The 15,774-nt window shown below is 72.7% G+C and carries 14 protein-coding genes; 12 read left to right on the top strand and 2 right to left on the bottom strand.

The window, feature by feature from the left end; all coding sequences use genetic code 11:
- Window positions 1-88: 88 nt before the first annotated feature.
- The 8 genes from ACH4G3_RS08000 to ACH4G3_RS07965 all read left to right on the top strand — a co-directional run bounded on the left by ACH4G3_RS08000 (window position 89) and on the right by ACH4G3_RS07965 (window position 8,573).
- Window positions 89-1,165 (top strand): nitronate monooxygenase, encoded by a 1,077-nt coding sequence (locus tag ACH4G3_RS08000; protein ID WP_397623687.1) that lies wholly within the window; start codon window positions 89-91, stop codon window positions 1,163-1,165.
- Entirely contained in the window at window positions 1,162-1,902 is a 741-nt protein-coding gene (locus tag ACH4G3_RS07995) for a 16S rRNA (uracil(1498)-N(3))-methyltransferase (RefSeq protein ID WP_397623686.1), read from the top strand. Before ACH4G3_RS08000 ends, ACH4G3_RS07995 begins: the two co-directional genes overlap by 4 nt.
- A gap of 17 nt (window positions 1,903-1,919) precedes the next feature.
- The gene (locus ACH4G3_RS07990) at window positions 1,920-2,312 is read left to right on the top strand and encodes a VOC family protein (protein WP_397623685.1); all 393 of its coding nucleotides are present in this window, start codon (window positions 1,920-1,922) and stop codon (window positions 2,310-2,312) included.
- 49 nt (window positions 2,313-2,361) lie between these two features.
- Window positions 2,362-2,919, top strand: coding sequence for a hypothetical protein (locus ACH4G3_RS07985; protein WP_397623684.1), 558 nt, complete (start codon window positions 2,362-2,364; stop codon window positions 2,917-2,919).
- A 45-nt stretch (window positions 2,920-2,964) separates the two neighbouring features.
- Window positions 2,965-6,165: a S41 family peptidase gene (locus ACH4G3_RS07980; RefSeq protein WP_397623683.1), complete on the top strand. Its 3,201-nt coding sequence runs from the start codon at window positions 2,965-2,967 to the stop codon at window positions 6,163-6,165.
- A 123-nt stretch (window positions 6,166-6,288) separates the two neighbouring features.
- A complete protein-coding gene (locus ACH4G3_RS07975) occupies window positions 6,289-6,642 on the top strand; it encodes a histidine triad nucleotide-binding protein (RefSeq protein ID WP_397623682.1) in 354 nt (117 codons plus the stop codon).
- A 12-nt stretch (window positions 6,643-6,654) separates the two neighbouring features.
- Complete coding sequence (locus ACH4G3_RS07970) at window positions 6,655-7,560, top strand: ribonuclease Z (RefSeq protein WP_397623681.1); 906 nt, start codon at window positions 6,655-6,657, stop codon at window positions 7,558-7,560.
- Between the two features lie 20 nt (window positions 7,561-7,580).
- On the top strand, window positions 7,581-8,573 hold the full coding sequence (locus ACH4G3_RS07965; protein ID WP_397623680.1) for an adenosine deaminase: 993 nt from the start codon (window positions 7,581-7,583) through the stop codon (window positions 8,571-8,573).
- 46 nt (window positions 8,574-8,619) lie between these two features.
- Here ACH4G3_RS07965 and ACH4G3_RS07960 read toward each other — a convergent pair whose 3' ends face one another.
- Together ACH4G3_RS07960 and ACH4G3_RS07955 are read right to left on the bottom strand one after the other, a co-directional pair.
- Window positions 8,620-9,933, bottom strand: a complete 1,314-nt coding sequence (locus ACH4G3_RS07960) for an MFS transporter (RefSeq protein ID WP_397623679.1) — start codon at window positions 9,931-9,933, stop codon at window positions 8,620-8,622.
- 203 nt (window positions 9,934-10,136) lie between these two features.
- Entirely contained in the window at window positions 10,137-10,916 is a 780-nt protein-coding gene (locus tag ACH4G3_RS07955; protein ID WP_397623678.1) for an IclR family transcriptional regulator, read from the bottom strand.
- A gap of 99 nt (window positions 10,917-11,015) precedes the next feature.
- Between ACH4G3_RS07955 and ACH4G3_RS07950 the strand changes: the two genes are divergently transcribed.
- The 4 genes from ACH4G3_RS07950 to ACH4G3_RS07935 all read left to right on the top strand — a co-directional run bounded on the left by ACH4G3_RS07950 (window position 11,016) and on the right by ACH4G3_RS07935 (window position 15,763).
- Entirely contained in the window at window positions 11,016-11,975 is a 960-nt protein-coding gene (locus ACH4G3_RS07950) for a 5-dehydro-4-deoxyglucarate dehydratase (RefSeq protein ID WP_397623677.1), read from the top strand.
- Window positions 11,972-13,270, top strand: coding sequence for a glucarate dehydratase family protein (locus tag ACH4G3_RS07945; protein ID WP_397623676.1), 1,299 nt, complete (start codon window positions 11,972-11,974; stop codon window positions 13,268-13,270). The genes ACH4G3_RS07950 and ACH4G3_RS07945 overlap by 4 nt, the downstream gene beginning before the upstream one ends.
- A gap of 140 nt (window positions 13,271-13,410) precedes the next feature.
- Window positions 13,411-14,547, top strand: a complete 1,137-nt coding sequence (locus ACH4G3_RS07940) for a carbohydrate kinase family protein (RefSeq protein WP_397623675.1) — start codon at window positions 13,411-13,413, stop codon at window positions 14,545-14,547.
- A 148-nt stretch (window positions 14,548-14,695) separates the two neighbouring features.
- Window positions 14,696-15,763: a PhoH family protein gene (locus tag ACH4G3_RS07935; protein ID WP_082319753.1), complete on the top strand. Its 1,068-nt coding sequence runs from the start codon at window positions 14,696-14,698 to the stop codon at window positions 15,761-15,763.
- Window positions 15,764-15,774 lie beyond the last annotated feature (11 nt).

Genomic DNA, 15,774 nt, shown 5'->3' with positions numbered 1-15,774 from the left:
GTGGGGCCTGCGGGTGGCTTTTCCTCTGGTCTATGCCACACGGCAGGCCGGTTTCGGAGTAGTCCGGAGGACGTGACAACATGCGGTCATGTCCTCCGCGCTGACCGATCTCTTCCCCCACCCGATCGTGCAGGCCCCCATGGCGGGCGGCGTCTCCGTGCCGAAGCTCGCCGCCGCCGTGTGCGAGGCGGGCGGACTCGGCTTCCTCGCCGCCGGGTACAAGACCGCCGACGGGATGTACGAGGAGATCAAGCAGCTGAGGAGCCTCACCGGCAGGCCGTTCGGAGTGAACCTCTTCATGCCGCAGCCGGAGTACGCCGACCCCGCCGCCATCGACGTCTACGCCCACCAGCTGGCCGGCGAGGCCTCCTGGTACGAGGCCGAGCTCGGCGACCCGGACAGCGGCCGCGACGACGGCTACGAGACCAAGCTCACGGTCCTGCGCGACAACCCCGTGCCGGTGGTGTCGTTCCACTTCGGCGCACCGAGCCGGGAGGTCGTCGACGCCCTGCACCGGGTCGGCACCTTCGTCCTGGTCACCGCCACCACCCCCGACGAGGCCCGGGCCGTCGAGCGGGCCGGCGCGGACGCGGTCATCGCGCAGGGCGTCGAGGCCGGCGGCCACCAGGGCACGCACCGGGACCTGCCCGAGACCGACGGCTGCGGCATCGGGCTGCTGTCGCTGGTCGCCCAGATCCGGGAGACCGTCAGCATCCCGATCATCGCCGCCGGCGGCATCATGCGCGGCGGCCAGATCGCCGCCGTCCTCGCCGCGGGCGCGAGCGCGGCCCAGCTCGGCACCGCGTTCCTCGCCACCGCCGAGTCGGGCGCGAACGCCCTGCACAAGCAGGCGCTGACCCACCCCCTGTTCGTCCGTACGGAGTTGACCCGGGCCTTCTCCGGGCGCCCGGCGCGCGGCCTGGTCAACCGCTTCCTGCGCGAGCATGGCCCGTACGCGCCCGCCGCCTATCCCGAGATCCACCACCTCACCGCGCCGCTGCGCAAGGCCGCCGCCAAGGCGGGGGACGCGCAGGGCATGGCGCTGTGGGCCGGGCAGGGGCACCGGATGGCGCGGGAGCTGCCCGCCGGGCAGCTCGTGGAGGTGCTGGCCGCTGAACTCGCCGCGGCGCGGACGGCGTTGTCGGGCGGAGGCGGAGTGCGATGACAGCTCCGGTGTTCGTGGTCGAGCACTTCGACGCGGGCGGAGGCGGCCGCTACGTCCTCGACGGCCCGGAGGGACGGCACGCCGTCTCCGTGAAGCGGCTGCGCCCCGGAGAGGACGTGGTCCTCACGGACGGGGCCGGGCGCTGGGCGGACGGTGTCGTGCTCGACACCGAGGGCAAGGACCGGCTGGTCGTCCGGCTGGACCCGGTGACGGAGGAGCCGCCGGAGCAGCCGCGGGTGACCGTCGTCCAGGCGCTGCCCAAGGGCGACCGCGGGGAGCTGGCCGTCGAGACGATGACCGAGGTCGGCGTCGACGCGATCGTGCCGTGGGCGGCGGCGCGCTGCATCACGCAGTGGAAGGGCGAGCGCGGGCTGAAGGCGCTGGGCAAGTGGCGGGCGACGGCCCGGGAGGCGGGCAAGCAGTCCCGCCGGGTGCGCTTCCCGCAGGTCGCGGAGGCGGCGACGACCAAGCAGGTCGCCGCGCTCCTGGCCGGTGCCGACTTCGCCGCGGTGCTGCACGAGAGCGGGGACGAGGCGCTGGCGACGGCCGAACTGCCGTCGTCCGGCGAGATCGTGCTCGTCGTGGGGCCCGAAGGGGGCGTGGCGCCGGAGGAGCTGGCGCTGTTCGCACAAGCGGGGGGCAAGGCGTATCGCCTCGGGCGCAGTGTGCTGCGCACATCGACTGCCGGGACCGCGGCCACGGCCGTGCTCCTGGCTCGCACCGGCCGCTGGACCTGACCCCTCTCGGAGGCACCGTGGAACTCGCACAGGTACGACTGCTCGTGACCGACTTCGCCGCCTGCTACCACTTCTACGGCGAGGTCCTCGGCCTCAAGCCGCAGTCGGGGGCGGCGGACGGGCCGTACGAGAAGTTCAGCCCCGCCGTCGGCTCGGCGGGGATCGCCCTCCAGGACCGCACGATGATGGCCGAGGTCCTGGACGAGCTGGGCGACACGGCGAACGGCCACCGCTCCCTGGTCGTCCTGCGCGTCGACGCCCTGGACGCGTACTGCGAGGAGGTCACGATGCGCGGCGCCACGATCCTGCACGGTCCGGCCAACCTGACCGACCGCCTGCGCGTCGCCCACCTCAAGGACCCCGAGGGCAACTTGGTCGAGCTGCAGGAGTGGTTGCTGCTGCGCGGCTGACGCCTTTGCGCCCTACCGCGCGGCCCCCGACGGTGGCAGGCTCCCCTCCATGGGGGTATTGAGGAGGATTCGGCGAGGGCCGCGCAACCGCACGGTGGCGGTCGCGGTGACCTGCGCGGTGGCTGCCGTCGGCGGCGCGGTGGCGTGTGAACCCGGTGGCGGGATCAGTTCCGCGTCCGTCGCGTACACCACCGACGAGGCCGTCACCAAAGAACTCAACCGGCAGAAGGCGGGCGTGCGTTGGCTGACGTGCACCGCCTCCTACGGGGATTCCGGCCAGGGCGGGAAGCCGACGCCGTCGGCGAGTGAGCGGACCGTCGCCACCGTCGACTGCGAGGGGGAGACGGAGGACGGGAAGGACATCACCGTCGACGGCAAGGTCACCCACGCGCTGGACGGCGCCTGTGTGCGCGGGAACATCACCGCCAAGGTGGACGGCAAGGTGTGGTTCGAGGTCGACGGGCTCGGCGACTGCAACTCCACCAGCCCGCCGCCCGTGGGAGGCGGGCCCTCGAACGGGCAGCCCGGCCCCACCGTCACCGTGACCGTCACACAGACCATCTGGTGCGACCGGTACCCGGACTGCCGTCCTGTCGAGGGCAAGTGATCCGAACCCTGTCCGCACGGCGGCCTCCCTGCATAGGGTGATCGGGTGACACAGTCCGCATCGCCTGCTTACCTCCGCTTCCCGCACGTGCACGGTGACCTGGTCGCCTTCACCGCCGAGGACGACGTGTGGCTCGCTCCTCTCGACGGCGGACGGGCCTGGCGGGTCAGTGCCGAGAACGTGCCGGTGACCCTGCCCCGCATCTCGCCCGACGGCACAACGGTCGCCTGGACCTCCACCCGCGACGGCGCCCCCGAGGTGCACATCGCCCCGGTCGACGGCGGCCCCGCCAAGCGCCTGACGTACTGGGGCAGTCTGAAGACCCAGGTGCGCGGCTGGACCCCGGACGGCGAAGTGCTCGCGATCAGCTCCCACGGCCAGGCGAGCCTGCGGCGCACGTGGGCGCGTGCCGTGCCGCTCGACGGCGGTCCGGCCACCACGCTGCCGTACGGGCCGGTCGGTGACATCGCCTTCGGGCCGAGTGTCGTCCTGCTGTCCGCGCCGATGGGGCGCGAGGCCGCCTGGTGGAAGCGCTACCGGGGCGGTACCGCCGGGAAGTTGTGGATCGACCCCGACGCGGACGGCGAGTTCGTACGGCTCCACGAGGGGCTGGACGGGAACATCGAGTACCCGCTGTGGGTGGGGGACCGGATCGCGTTCCTCTCCGACCACGAGGGCACCGGCGCGCTGTACTCGTCCCTCGCCGACGGGTCCGATCTGCGGCGGCACACTGCGCTCGACGGCTTCTACGCCCGGCACGCCGCGACCGACGGCACCCGTGTCGTCTACTCCAGCGCCGGCGAGCTGTGGGTGCTGGACGACCTGGACGGGGCGGAGCCGCGGCGGCTGGACGTGCGGCTGGGCGGACAGCGCGTCGACCTCCAGCCGTTCCCGGTGAACGCCTCCCGCTGGTTCGGGTCGGCGTCCCCGGACCACACCGCGCGCGGCAGCGCCGTGTCCGTACGCGGCTGCGTCCACTGGGTCACCCACCGCTCCGGCCCGGCCCGCGCCCTGGCCGCGACGCCCGGCGTCCGGGCCCGGCTGCCGCGGACGTTCCGCGCGGACGGCGAGGAGTGGGTGGTGTGGGTGACGGACGCCGAGGGCGACGACGCCCTGGAGTTCGCGCCCGCCACCGGTCTCACCCCGGGGGCGACACCGCGCCGGCTCGCCGCCGGGCAGCTCGGCAGGGTGCTGGAGCTCGCCATGGCGCCGGACGGCAGCCGCGTGGCCGTGGCCTCCCACGACGGGCGCCTGCTGCTCGTGGAGCGGGAGACGGGCGAGGTGCGGGAGGTGGACCGCAGCGAGGACGGTGACGTGTCCGGGCTGGTCTTCTCACCCGACTCCTCCTGGCTCGCCTGGTCCCACCCCGGCCCGCGCCCCCTGTCGCAGCTGAAGCTCGCCAACACCACCGACCTGTCGGTCACCGAGGCGACCCCGCTGCGCTTCCAGGACTACGCGCCGGCGTTCACGACGGACGGCAAGCACCTCGCGTTCCTGTCGACCCGCTCCTTCGACCCGGTCTACGACGAGCACGTCTTCGACCTGGCCTTCGTGGAGGGCGCCCGGCCGCATCTGATCACCCTCGCGGCCACCACGCCCTCCCCGTTCGGGCCCCAGCGGCACGGCCGGTCCTTCGAGACGCCCGACCGGGAGGAGACCCCCGACAGCGAGGGCACCCCCACCACCCGCATCGACCTCGAAGGCCTCGCCGACCGCATCGTGCCCTTCCCGGTCGAGGCCGCCCGCTACTCCAACCTGCGGGCCGCCAAGGACGGCGTCCTGTGGCTGCGCCACCCGGTCGCCGGTGTGCTCGGCGCGTCCCGGGCCACCCCGGACGACCCCGAGCCCAAGTCGGAGCTGGAGCGGTACGACCTCGCCCAGCAGCGCGTCGAGCATCTCGCCGTCGACGCCGACCACTTCGAGGTCAGCGGCGACGGCAAGCGGGTGCTGCTGTGGACCGACGGGCGGTTGAAGGTCGTCCCCAGCGACCGGCGCGCCTCCGGCGACGACGACAGCGACACCAACATCACCGTCGACCTGGGCCGCGTACGCCAGTTCGTCGACCCGGCCGCCGAGTGGCGCCAGATGTTCGACGAGAACGGCCGCATCATGCGCGACCACTTCTGGCGGCCGGACATGAGCGGCGTCGACTGGGCCGGCGTCCTCGACCGCTACCGGCCGGTCCTGGACCGGCTCGCCACCCACGACGACCTGGTCGACCTGCTGTGGGAGGTGCAGGGCGAACTCGGCACCTCGCACGCCTACGTCACCCCGCGCGGCGGTTTCGGCGGCGGTCCCCGCCAGGGCCTGCTCGGCGCCGACATCTCCCGCCACGAGGACGGCAGCTGGCGCGTCGACCGCATCCTGCCCTCCGAGACCTCCGACCCGGACGCCCGCAGCCCGCTGGCCGCACCCGGCGTCGCCGTACGCCCCGGGGACGCGATCCTCGCGGTCGCCGGACAGCCGGTCGACCCGGTGACCGGCCCCGGCCCGCTGCTGATCGGCACGGCGGGCAAGCCGGTGGAGCTGACCATCTCCCCGTCCGGCGGCGGCGACCCGCGGCACGCCGTCGTCGTCCCGGTCGCGGACGAGGAGCCGCTGCGCTACCACGCCTGGGTCGCCGACCGGCGCGCCTACGTCCACGAGAAGTCCGGCGGCCGCCTCGGCTACCTCCACGTCCCGGACATGCAGGCCCCCGGCTGGGCCCAGATCCACCGCGACCTGCGCGTCGAGGTCGCCCGCGAGGGCCTGGTCGTCGACGTCCGCGAGAACCGCGGCGGCCACACTTCCCAGCTGGTCGTCGAGAAACTCGCCCGCCGCATCGTCGGCTGGGCCGTCCCCCGCGGCATGCGCCCCTACAGCTACCCCGAGGACGCCCCGCGCGGCCCGGTCGTGGCCGTCGCCAACGAGTTCTCCGGCTCCGACGGCGACATCGTCAACGCCGCGATCAAGGCCCTGGGCCTCGGCCCGGTGGTCGGCACCCGCACCTGGGGCGGCGTCATCGGCATCGACAGCCGCTACCGCCTGGTCGACGGCACCCTGGTCACCCAACCCAAGTACGCCTTCTGGCTGGAGGGCTACGAGTGGGGGGTGGAGAACCACGGGGTGGACCCGGATGTGGAAGTGGTTCAGCGCCCGCAGGATTACGTGGCGGGCAGGGACAGCCAGCTGGACGAGGCCATCCGTATGGCATTGGAGAGCCTGGAGACAGTACCGGCAAAAACGCCCCCAGGCTTGCCGACTTAAGGGGCGCGGGGCTGTGTCGATGTGCGGCTCCGCCGCGTGGGCGCGACCAGCCACAACGCACCCGCACCCGACGACGATACGATGCCCGGCAAGACCGAAATTCGGCCAACCCCCGGAGGGAAAATGGCAGGGGAACCCCAGGACGACTGCCTCTTCTGCAAGATCGTCGCAGGCACCATCCCGGCGACGATCGTCCGCCAGACGGAGACGACCATCGCGTTCCGCGACATAAACCCCCAGGCCCCCACCCACGTCCTGATCATCCCCAAGGCGCACTACGAGAACGCCGCCGCCCTCGCCGCCGCCGACCCGGCCCTCACCGCGGACGTGGTGCGCGAGGCCCAGGCCGTCGCCGACGAGGAGAAGCTCGACAGCTACCGCCTGGTGTTCAACACCGGCAGCGGCGCCGGCCAGACGGTCTGGCACGTGCATGGCCACGTGCTCGGCGGCCGCGGTCTCGAATGGCCCCCCGGATAACGGGACAACGCCTTGTCCGTACGTGAACTCGTCGTGCTCGGCACCGCAAGCCAGGTCCCGACCCGCCACCGCAACCACAACGGCTACCTGCTCCGCTGGGACGGCGAGGGCATCCTGTTCGACCCCGGCGAGGGCACCCAGCGCCAGATGGTGCGTGCCGGGGTCGCCGCGCACGACCTGAACCGGATCTGCGTCACGCACTTCCACGGCGACCACGCACTGGGCCTGCCCGGGGTCATCCAGCGCATCAACCTCGACCAGGTGCCGCACGAGATCACCGCCCACTACCCGAAGTCCGGGCAGCGCTTCTACGAGCGGCTCCAGTACGCCACGCCCTACCGCGCGACCGTGTTCCTCACCGAGGCCCCGGCCGACGGGGACGGCGTCCTCGCCGTCACGCCGTCGTACACGCTGGACACCCGCAGGCTGTCGCACTCGATCGAGTCGTACGGCTACCGGATCACCGAGCACGACGGCCGCCGCATGCTGCCCGAGCGGCTCGCCGCGCACGGCATCAAGGGGCCGGACGTCGGCCGGATCCAGCGCGAGGGGTCGCTCGGCGGGGTCTCGCTCGACGAGGTCAGCGAGGTGCGGCGCGGGCAGCGGTTCGCGTTCGTCATGGACACCCGCCTGTGCGACGGGGTGTACGCGCTCGCCGAGGGCTGCGACATGCTCGTCATCGAGTCGACCTTCCTCGACGAGGACGAGCAACTCGCGGTGGAACACGGTCACCTGACGGCGAGTCAGGCCGCCCGGGTGGCCCGGGACGGCGGTGTGCGGCACCTCGTGCTGACCCACTTCAGCCAGCGCTACAACGACCCTGACGAGTTCGAGCGGCAGGCGCGGGCGGCGGGGTACGAGGGCGAGCTGACCGTGGCGCACGATCTGCTGAGGGTGCCGGTTCCGAAGCGTCGGTGAAACGCCCGTACGATGAATTGATGTCCCTCCCCAAAGCCGAACTGCACCTTCACATCGAAGGCACCCTGGAACCGGAACTCGCCTTCGAGCTCGCCACGCGCAACGGCCTCACGCTGCCCTACGCGGACACGGACGAGCTGCGCGAGGCGTACCGGTTCGAGGACCTCCAGTCGTTCCTGAACCTGTACTACGAGCTCATGGCCGTCCTGCGCACCGAGCGGGACTTCGAGGACCTGGCGAACGAGTACCTCGAACGCGCCGCCGCCCAGGGCGTGCGGCACGCGGAGATCTTCTTCGACCCGCAGGCCCACACCAGCCGCGGCCTGGAGCTCGGCACGGTCGTCGAGGGGCTGTGGCGGGCGCTCGGCGACAGCGAGTCCAAGCACGGTGTCTCGACCCGGCTGATCATGTGCTTCCTGCGCGACGAGTCCGCCGAGTCGGCCCTGGCGACCCTGGAGGCGGCCAAGCCGTACCTGGACCGGATCACCGGCGTCGGACTCGACTCGGCCGAGGTCGGGCATCCGCCGGCGAAGTTCCGCGCGGTGTACGAGGCCGCCGCGACGCTCGGGCTGCGGCGGGTCGCGCACGCCGGTGAGGAGGGGCCGCCGGAGTACATCACCGAGGCGCTGGACGTCCTCGGCGTCGAGCGGGTCGACCACGGGCTGCGCTGCATGGAGGACCCGGCGCTGGTGGAGCGGCTGGTGCGGGAGCGGATGCCGCTGACGCTGTGTCCCCTGTCGAACGTCCGGCTGCGGACCGTCGACACCCTCGCCGACCATCCGCTGCCCGCCATGCTGGACGCCGGCCTGATGTGCACGGTGAACTCCGACGACCCGGCCTACTTCGGCGGGTACGCCGGTGACAACTTCGACGCCGTCCGCGACACCCTCGGCCTGAGCGAGGAGCGGCTGCGCGAGCTCGCCCGCAACTCCTTCCTCGCCTCGTTCCTGGAGGACGACGAGGAGCTGCGGGCGCGGTATCTCGCCGAGGTGGAGGCCTACGAGTTCCGCTGAGGAACCCGCGGCCTCGCAAGACCCCGGCCTCGCAAGACCCCCGGCCTCAGAGGACCTCCGACCCCGCCTTGCCGTAGGCGCGCTGGGCGGGGACGGCCGGGGCGTCCACGGGGATCTCCACCACCTGCTGTTCGCGGGCGCCGATCTCGGGGACCGCGCCGGTGGGGGTGCCCGTGGTGGCGGCGACCAGGGCGGCCGGGTGGCCCCCGCGGCGGCGGATCGCCCCGGCGAGCAGCGGCCGCCCGCTCGTGTGCAGGGCGACGGCGGTCATCGGCAGGGCGATCACCAGCAGACCGGCGGCGAGGATCGCGCCCATGACCGGGAACCCGGCCTGCGCCGACAGCATGCTGCCGGTGAGCGGCCCGGCGGCCGTGCCCAGCGAGGAGGCCGAGCCGACGAGCACCGCCCAGCGGCCGCGCGGGTCGAGCGAGGCGGCGAGCCCGATCACGTACGACAGCACCACCGGGTACAGGGTGTTCCAGGCGATCTCGCCGGTCGCGAAGCTCGCCAGGTCGGTCGCGGAGGCGCTGAGCACGATGCAGCCGGCGATGAGGACCGTGCCCGCCCCGATCGGCACCGCGCGTCCCAGCCGCGCCCCGAGCGCGCCCGCCGCGAGGACGCCGGTCAGTCCGGCGCCCAGCGCCACGGCGAAGACCGCGCCGACGGTGGCCTCGCCGAGGTGGGCCTGGGTCAGCCCGATCTGTCCGCTCACGCCCCACAGGGAGTTCTGGGCGAGCGACCAGCACAGCATGGCGGCGGCCAGCACCAGGCCCGAACGGGCGTGTGGCAGCCGGGCCTTGTCGTGGCGCGCGGGCGCGGCGGGCGTACCGGCGGGCAGGCGGCCGGTCAGCGGCCACACGGCCAGGGCCGTGAGGGCGATCGCGGCCAGGGGCAGTCCGTGCCCCGGGCCGAGGTGCGGGACCGTCAGATACACGGCGCCCGCGAGGGCGGAGACGGTGAGCAGTCCGGCCGTGGAGGCCCGGTGCGGATCCCGCTGGGCGGCTATCAGGGTGGCGGCCACGGTGGTGGCCGTGCCGGATCCGAACCCGCCGACCATCGCGCCGGCGACGACGGCCGGGACGGCGGTGGTCAGCGCGGCAGTGCCGTAGCCGAGCAGGGCGAGGGCGAGCCCGAGCCGGGCGAGGGTGCGGGCCCCGATCCGTTCGACCCGTGCGGCCAGGGCGAATCCGGCGGTCGCCGAACTCAGCAGCAGGGCACTGCCGACGGCGCCGGCCTGGGTGGCGGAGAGCGGAAGGCCCGAGTCGAGTCGGCCGACGGTGGTCGGCAGCAGATACGGGGCGAGGTACCCGGCCGTGAAAAGGGCGACGAGGGGCCAGGGGGTGGTGCGGGGGGCGAACACGGGCGTTCCCAGGGCATGCGAAAGGAGCGGCGGAGGAGGGGGATTGGGCGACGACCGTCGACGGACAGGAACGCGCGGGCAATTTGTATCAAGCAAGTAGTCGTACGAGTTAACCCGCGGGGTGTGATGTGGCACACGTTGCGTTTGGTGCGGTGAAGTCCGGGTAGACGAGCGCCTTTCCCGAGGTGGCGTGCGGGTTTCCGCTAACGCCAGCGCACCGACCCGGACCCCGGAACCGTCGCCTCCACCTTCGCCCGGATCTCCCGCATCACAGCGACGATCCGCTCCTCGTGCTCCGGGGTGAGCCGGGCCACGGGTACCGAGCAGCTGATCGCGTCCAGCGCGGGGGTGTCGTAGCGCAGCGCGAACCCGAAGCCGACGATGCCGGTCACGCCCTCCTCCCGGTCCACGGACCAGCCGCGGGCCCGGACCCGGGCCAGGTCGGCCATCAGGGACTCCCGGGTGGTGTGCGTGTTCGGGGTCAGCGCCTCGTACGGCCCCTCGGGCAGTTCCGCGTCCGGGCGTTGTGCCAGCAGGGCCTTGCCCAGGGCTCCGGCGTGCGCGGGCAGTCGCCGTCCCACCCGGCTGATCGTGCGCAGGTACTCGTGCGACTCCCGCGTCGCCAGATACGCCACGTCCCGGCCGTCCAGCCGCCCCATGTGGATCGTCTCGCCGAGCGCCTCGGACGCCTCGTCGAGATACGGCCGTACGACCCGGACCCGGGGGTCGGAGTCGAGGTAGCTGGTGCCGGTGAGCAGGGCGTGGATGCCGATGCCGTACAGGGAGCCGGTGACGTCGGTGCGGACCCAGCCGTGCGAGATCAGGGTCTGGAGCAGCGCGTACATCGAGCTGCGGGGCACGCCGAGTTCGTCGGCCAGCTCCTGGAGCCGGGCCGGGCGGTCGCCGCGCGCCGCGAGGAGTTCCAGCAGTTCGACCGTGCGGGCCGCGGACTTCACCTCGCGGACGCCCCCTGTGTCTGACATGTGCCGATCGTAATCGGGCCGCCCGGCGCGGTTGACGTTCGCCTACTCAACCATCATTCTCATACATAAATGACGTCTACATAAGGAGATGGCGAGGGGATGACCGAGGAGAAGACCGTGAGCGCCGGCCCGGGTGCGGTCGCGCACCGGCTGCGGGACGGCATGGCCGGTGGCGTGCTGTCGTTCCCGCTGACCAGCTTCCGCGACGACGGCACCCTCGACCCGGACGGCTTCCGCGCCTACGTCGCGGACCGGCTCGCCGCCTCGCCCGGCGCCGTCTTCCCCGCCTGCGGCACCGGCGAGTTCTTCTCCCTCGACGAGGACGAGTACCGCCAGGTCGTCGCCATCACGGTCGAGGAGGCGGCGGGCCGCGTCCCCGTCGTCGCGGGCATCGGCTACGGCTGGGCGCAGGCCGTCCGGTTCGCGCGCATCGCCGAGGAGGCCGGGGCCGACGCCCTCCTCGTGCTGCCGCACTACCTCGTGGCCGCCCCGCAGGACGGCCTGGTCGCCCAGCTGGAACAGATCGCCGCCCGCACCCGGCTGCCTCTGATCGCCTACCAGCGCGGCCAGGTCGCGTTCACCGCCGAGTCGCTCAAGCGCATCGCGGCCCTGCCAGGCGTCATCGGCCTCAAGGACGGCCACAGCGACCTCGACCGGCTCCAGCGCCTCACCCTCGCCGCGCCCGAGGACTTCCTGTTCTTCAACGGCGCCGCCACCGCCGAGATCCAGGCCCGCGCCTACGCCACCGTCGGTGTCCCCGCCTACTCCTCCGCCGTCCACGCCTTCGCCCCCGAGATCGCCGACGCCTTCTTCGCCGCGCTGCGCGACGGTGACCACGGCACCGTCGACAAGCTGCTGCGCGGTTTCTACGTCCCGCTCGTCGAACTGCGCGACCGCGTCCCCGGGTACGCCGTGTCGCTGGTGAAGGCGGCGGCCCGGCTGCGCGGCCACGCCGTGGGCCCCGTACGCGCCCCGCTCACCGACCCCTCGCCCGCCGACCAGGCCGCCCTCACCGCCCTCCTCGAAGCGGGACTCGACCTCGTGGGAGCAGCCCTGTGAACCTCGCCATCACCGACGTACGGCTCACGCCGATCCTGGTCGCGGACCCGCCGCTGCTGAACACGCAGGGCGTGCACCAGCCGTACACGCCCCGGCTGATCGTCGAGGTCGTCACGGCGGACGGCGTCACGGGCGTGGGGGAGACCTACGGCGACACCAAGTACCTGGAGCTGGCCCGGCCCTTCGCCGAGCGGCTGAAGGGGCGGCCGGTCAGCGATCTGAACGGGCTGTTCACGCTCGCGGACCAGGTCGCGGTGGACGCCTCCCGGGTCGAGAACGCCGTCGACGTCGGCGGGCTGCGCGGCGTCCAGACCGCCGACAAGCTGCGTCTGTCCGTCGTCTCCGCCTTCGAGGTCGCCTGCCTCGACGCCCTCGGCAAGGCCCTCGGACTGCCCGTGCACGCGCTGCTCGGCGGCAAGGTGCGCGACACCGTCGAGTACAGCGCATACCTGTTCTACAAGTGGGCCGGTCACCCGGAGGGCGTCGCCTGCGAGAAGGACGACTGGGGGGCCGCCGTCGACCCGGCCGGGGTGGTGGAACAGGCCCGCCGGTTCACCGAGCGGTACGGCTTCACCTCCTTCAAGCTCAAGGGCGGCGTCTTCCCGCCCGACGAGGAGATCGCGGCCGTCCGGGCGCTCGCCGAGGCGTTCCCCGGGCACCCGCTGCGGCTCGACCCCAACGGCGCCTGGTCCCTGGAGACCTCGCTGAAGGTGGCGCGGGAGCTCGGGGACGTCCTGGAGTACCTGGAGGACCCGACCCTCGGCACCCCCGCCATGGCCGAGGTCGCCGAGCGGACCGGGGTGCCGCTCGCCACCAACATGTGCGTGACGACCTTCGCCGAGATCAAGGAGGCGTTCACCACGGGCGCCGTCGGCGCCGTCCAGGTGGTCCTCTCCGACCACCACTACTGGGGCGGACTGCGCAACACCCAGCAGCTCGCGGCCGTCTGCCGCACCTTCGGCGTCGGCGTGTCGATGCACTCCAACACCCACCTCGGCATCTCGCTCGCCGCGATGACCCACGTGGCGGCCACCGTCCCGAACCTCCACCACGCCTGCGACTCCCACTACCCCTGGCAGTCCGAGGACGTCCTGACCGAGCGGCTCACCTTCGAGGGCGGCAAGGTGACCGTGTCCGACGCCCCCGGGCTCGGCGTGGAACTCGACCGTGAGCGGCTGGCCGCACTGCACCGGCGGTGGCTCGAAGACGACGGTGCGCTGCGGGACCGCGACGACGCGGCGGCCATGCGGGTCGCCGACCCGGAGTGGGTGACGCCCTCGATGCCCCGCTGGTAGGCCCGGTTATCCGGTCGGCCGGAGGGGCGCGCGGGGGCCGGTGCGAGCTGACGGAACGGGTGGGAGCGGGGTGATCGGCGTCACGTTGTCGGTGATGTGGTGCAGACTGGCCTGATCCGCACCACGTCAGGGAGCGCATCGTGATCGCGTCCACCGCCCCGGCCGGAAAGGGCCCGGCCGGAAAGGGATCGCACCGCCAGAGCCAGGTCGATCCCCTCGCCCCGCTGCGCGCGCCGGACGACCCGCCCTGGGACGTCTATCTCACCGGCACCGTCTTCCTCGACATCATCTTCACCGGGCTCGACTCCGCCCCGGTGCGCGGGACCGAGTCCTGGGCACGCGGGATGGGGTCGAGTCCCGGCGGCGTCGCCAACATGGCCACCGCCCTGGCCCGCCTCGGCCTGCGGACGTCCCTCGCGGCGGCCTTCGGCGACGACCACTACGGCGACTACTGCTGGGACGCCCTGGAGCACGGCGAGGGCATCGACCTCTCCACGTCACGCACGGTACCCGGCTGGCACTCCCCGGTGACGGTCTCCATGGCCTACGAGGGGGAGCGCACGATGGTCTCGCACGGCCATGAGCCGCCCCCGGAGGAGCCCGCCCCCGAGTGCCCGCCCCGCGCGCGTGCCGCCGTCGCCTCCCTCGCCCCCGGCGTGAGCGCGCCCTGGATCGCCCAGGCCGCGAGCAAGGGCACCCGGGTGTTCGGCGACGTCGGCTGGGACGACACCGGCGCGTGGGACCTGACGGCGCTGTCCGACCTGCGGTACTGCGAGGCGTTCCTGCCGAACGCGGAGGAGGCCATGCGGTACACGGGCGCGGACTGTCCCAGGGCGGCGGCGCACGCGCTGACCGACCACGTGCCGCTCGCGGTGGTCACGCTCGGGGCGGACGGGGCGTATGCCGTGGACCGGCGTACGGGGGAGACGGCGGAGGTGCCGGCGATCGAGGTCGAGGCGCTCGATCCGACCGGGGCGGGGGACGTGTTCGTCGCCGGGTTCGTGACCGGGACGCTGGCCGACTGGCCGCTGGCGGACCGGCTGGCCTTCGCCGGCCTGACGGCGGCGCTGTCGGTGCAGGAGTTCGGCGGGTCGTTGTCGGCCCCGGGGTGGTCGGAGATCGCGGCGTGGTGGCGGCGGGTGCAGTCGGTCGAGGGACAGGATCCGGAGGCCCTGCAGCGGTACGGGTTCCTCGCAGGGCTGGTGTCGGAGGAGTTGGTGAGGCCCTGGCCGTTGCGGCGGGCCGTGCCGACGATCGGGTTCCGGCGCTCGGCGTGACGCCGTGGCCGCCCGAAGCCCTGGTGAAAACCCCGCCCCCAAAACCCCTACGGCGTTGTCAGTCCCCCGTCGTACCCTGGGAATCGCGAGGCCGCCCTCAGCTACGCGGCCGTGAAGAGGAGGAACCGCAGGCCTTCAGCGCCGGCCCATGACTCAGACACCGACAGCTCACACCCCCGCGCAGGAGCAGGCGAGAGCACAGTTCACCGTCCCCGCTCAGCACCCCATGGTGACCGTGCTGGGATCCGGCGACGCCCTCCTGCGCGTGATCGAGAAGGCCTTCCCGGCGGCCGACATCCACGTCCGGGGCAATGAGATCAGCGCGGTCGGCGACCCCGTGGACGTCGCCCTCATCGCCCGCGTGTTCGACGAGATGATGCTGGTGCTCCGCACCGGACAGCCGATGACGGAGGACGCAGTGGAACGCTCGATCGCCATGCTCAAGGCGAGCGAGAACGGGGAGAGCGACGGCCAGGAGACCCCGGCCCAGGTGCTCACGCAGAACATCCTGTCCTCGCGAGGCCGCACGATCCGCCCCAAGACGCTCAACCAGAAGCGCTACGTGGACGCGATCGACAAGCACACGATCGTCTTCGGCATCGGCCCGGCGGGTACCGGCAAGACGTACCTGGCGATGGCCAAGGCCGTCCAGGCCCTCCAGTCCAAGCAGGTCAACCGCATCATCCTGACCCGCCCGGCGGTCGAGGCCGGAGAGCGGCTCGGCTTCCTCCCGGGCACGCTCTACGAGAAGATCGACCCGTACCTGCGCCCGCTCTACGACGCGCTGCACGACATGCTCGACCCGGACTCCATCCCGCGGCTGATGGCGGCGGGCACGATCGAGGTCGCGCCGCTCGCCTACATGCGCGGCCGCACGCTCAACGACGCCTTCATCATCCTGGACGAGGCCCAGAACACGAGCCCCGAGCAGATGAAGATGTTCCTCACCCGCCTCGGCTTCGACTCGAAGATCGTGATCACGGGTGACGTGACGCAGGTCGACCTCCCGGACGGGACGAAGAGCGGTCTGCGGCAGGTGCAGGACATCCTGGACGGCGTCGAGGACGTCCACTTCTCCCGGCTGTCGTCCCACGATGTCGTCCGGCACAAGCTCGTGGGCCGTATCGTCGACGCGTACGAGCAGTACGACACCAAGCACGGCACCCAGAACGGCGCGCACAAGAGCCGGGGCAAGTCCGGGCACAAGGGGAAGTAGACAAGCACCAC

This window comes from Streptomyces afghaniensis, assembly GCF_044327915.1.
Lineage (GTDB): Bacteria > Actinomycetota > Actinomycetes > Streptomycetales > Streptomycetaceae > Streptomyces > Streptomyces afghaniensis.
This window is presented reverse-complemented; position numbering and strand designations above follow the sequence as displayed.

Bases quoted from the DNA above. Each gene is read 5' to 3' on its own strand.
- ACH4G3_RS07995 (WP_397623686.1), top strand. From the start codon at position 1,162: ATGACAGCTCCGGTGTTCGTGGTCGAGCACTTCGACGCGGGCGGAGGC.
- ACH4G3_RS07965 (WP_397623680.1), top strand. From the start codon at position 7,581: ATGTCCCTCCCCAAAGCCGAACTGCACCTTCACATCGAAGGCACCCTG.
- ACH4G3_RS07975 (WP_397623682.1), top strand. From the start codon at position 6,289: ATGGCAGGGGAACCCCAGGACGACTGCCTCTTCTGCAAGATCGTCGCA.
- ACH4G3_RS07985 (WP_397623684.1), top strand. From the start codon at position 2,362: ATGGGGGTATTGAGGAGGATTCGGCGAGGGCCGCGCAACCGCACGGTG.
- ACH4G3_RS07950 (WP_397623677.1), top strand. From the start codon at position 11,016: ATGACCGAGGAGAAGACCGTGAGCGCCGGCCCGGGTGCGGTCGCGCAC.
- ACH4G3_RS08000 (WP_397623687.1), top strand. From the start codon at position 89: ATGTCCTCCGCGCTGACCGATCTCTTCCCCCACCCGATCGTGCAGGCC.
- ACH4G3_RS07935 (WP_082319753.1), top strand. From the start codon at position 14,696: ATGACTCAGACACCGACAGCTCACACCCCCGCGCAGGAGCAGGCGAGA.
- ACH4G3_RS07955 (WP_397623678.1), bottom strand. From the start codon at position 10,916: ATGTCAGACACAGGGGGCGTCCGCGAGGTGAAGTCCGCGGCCCGCACG.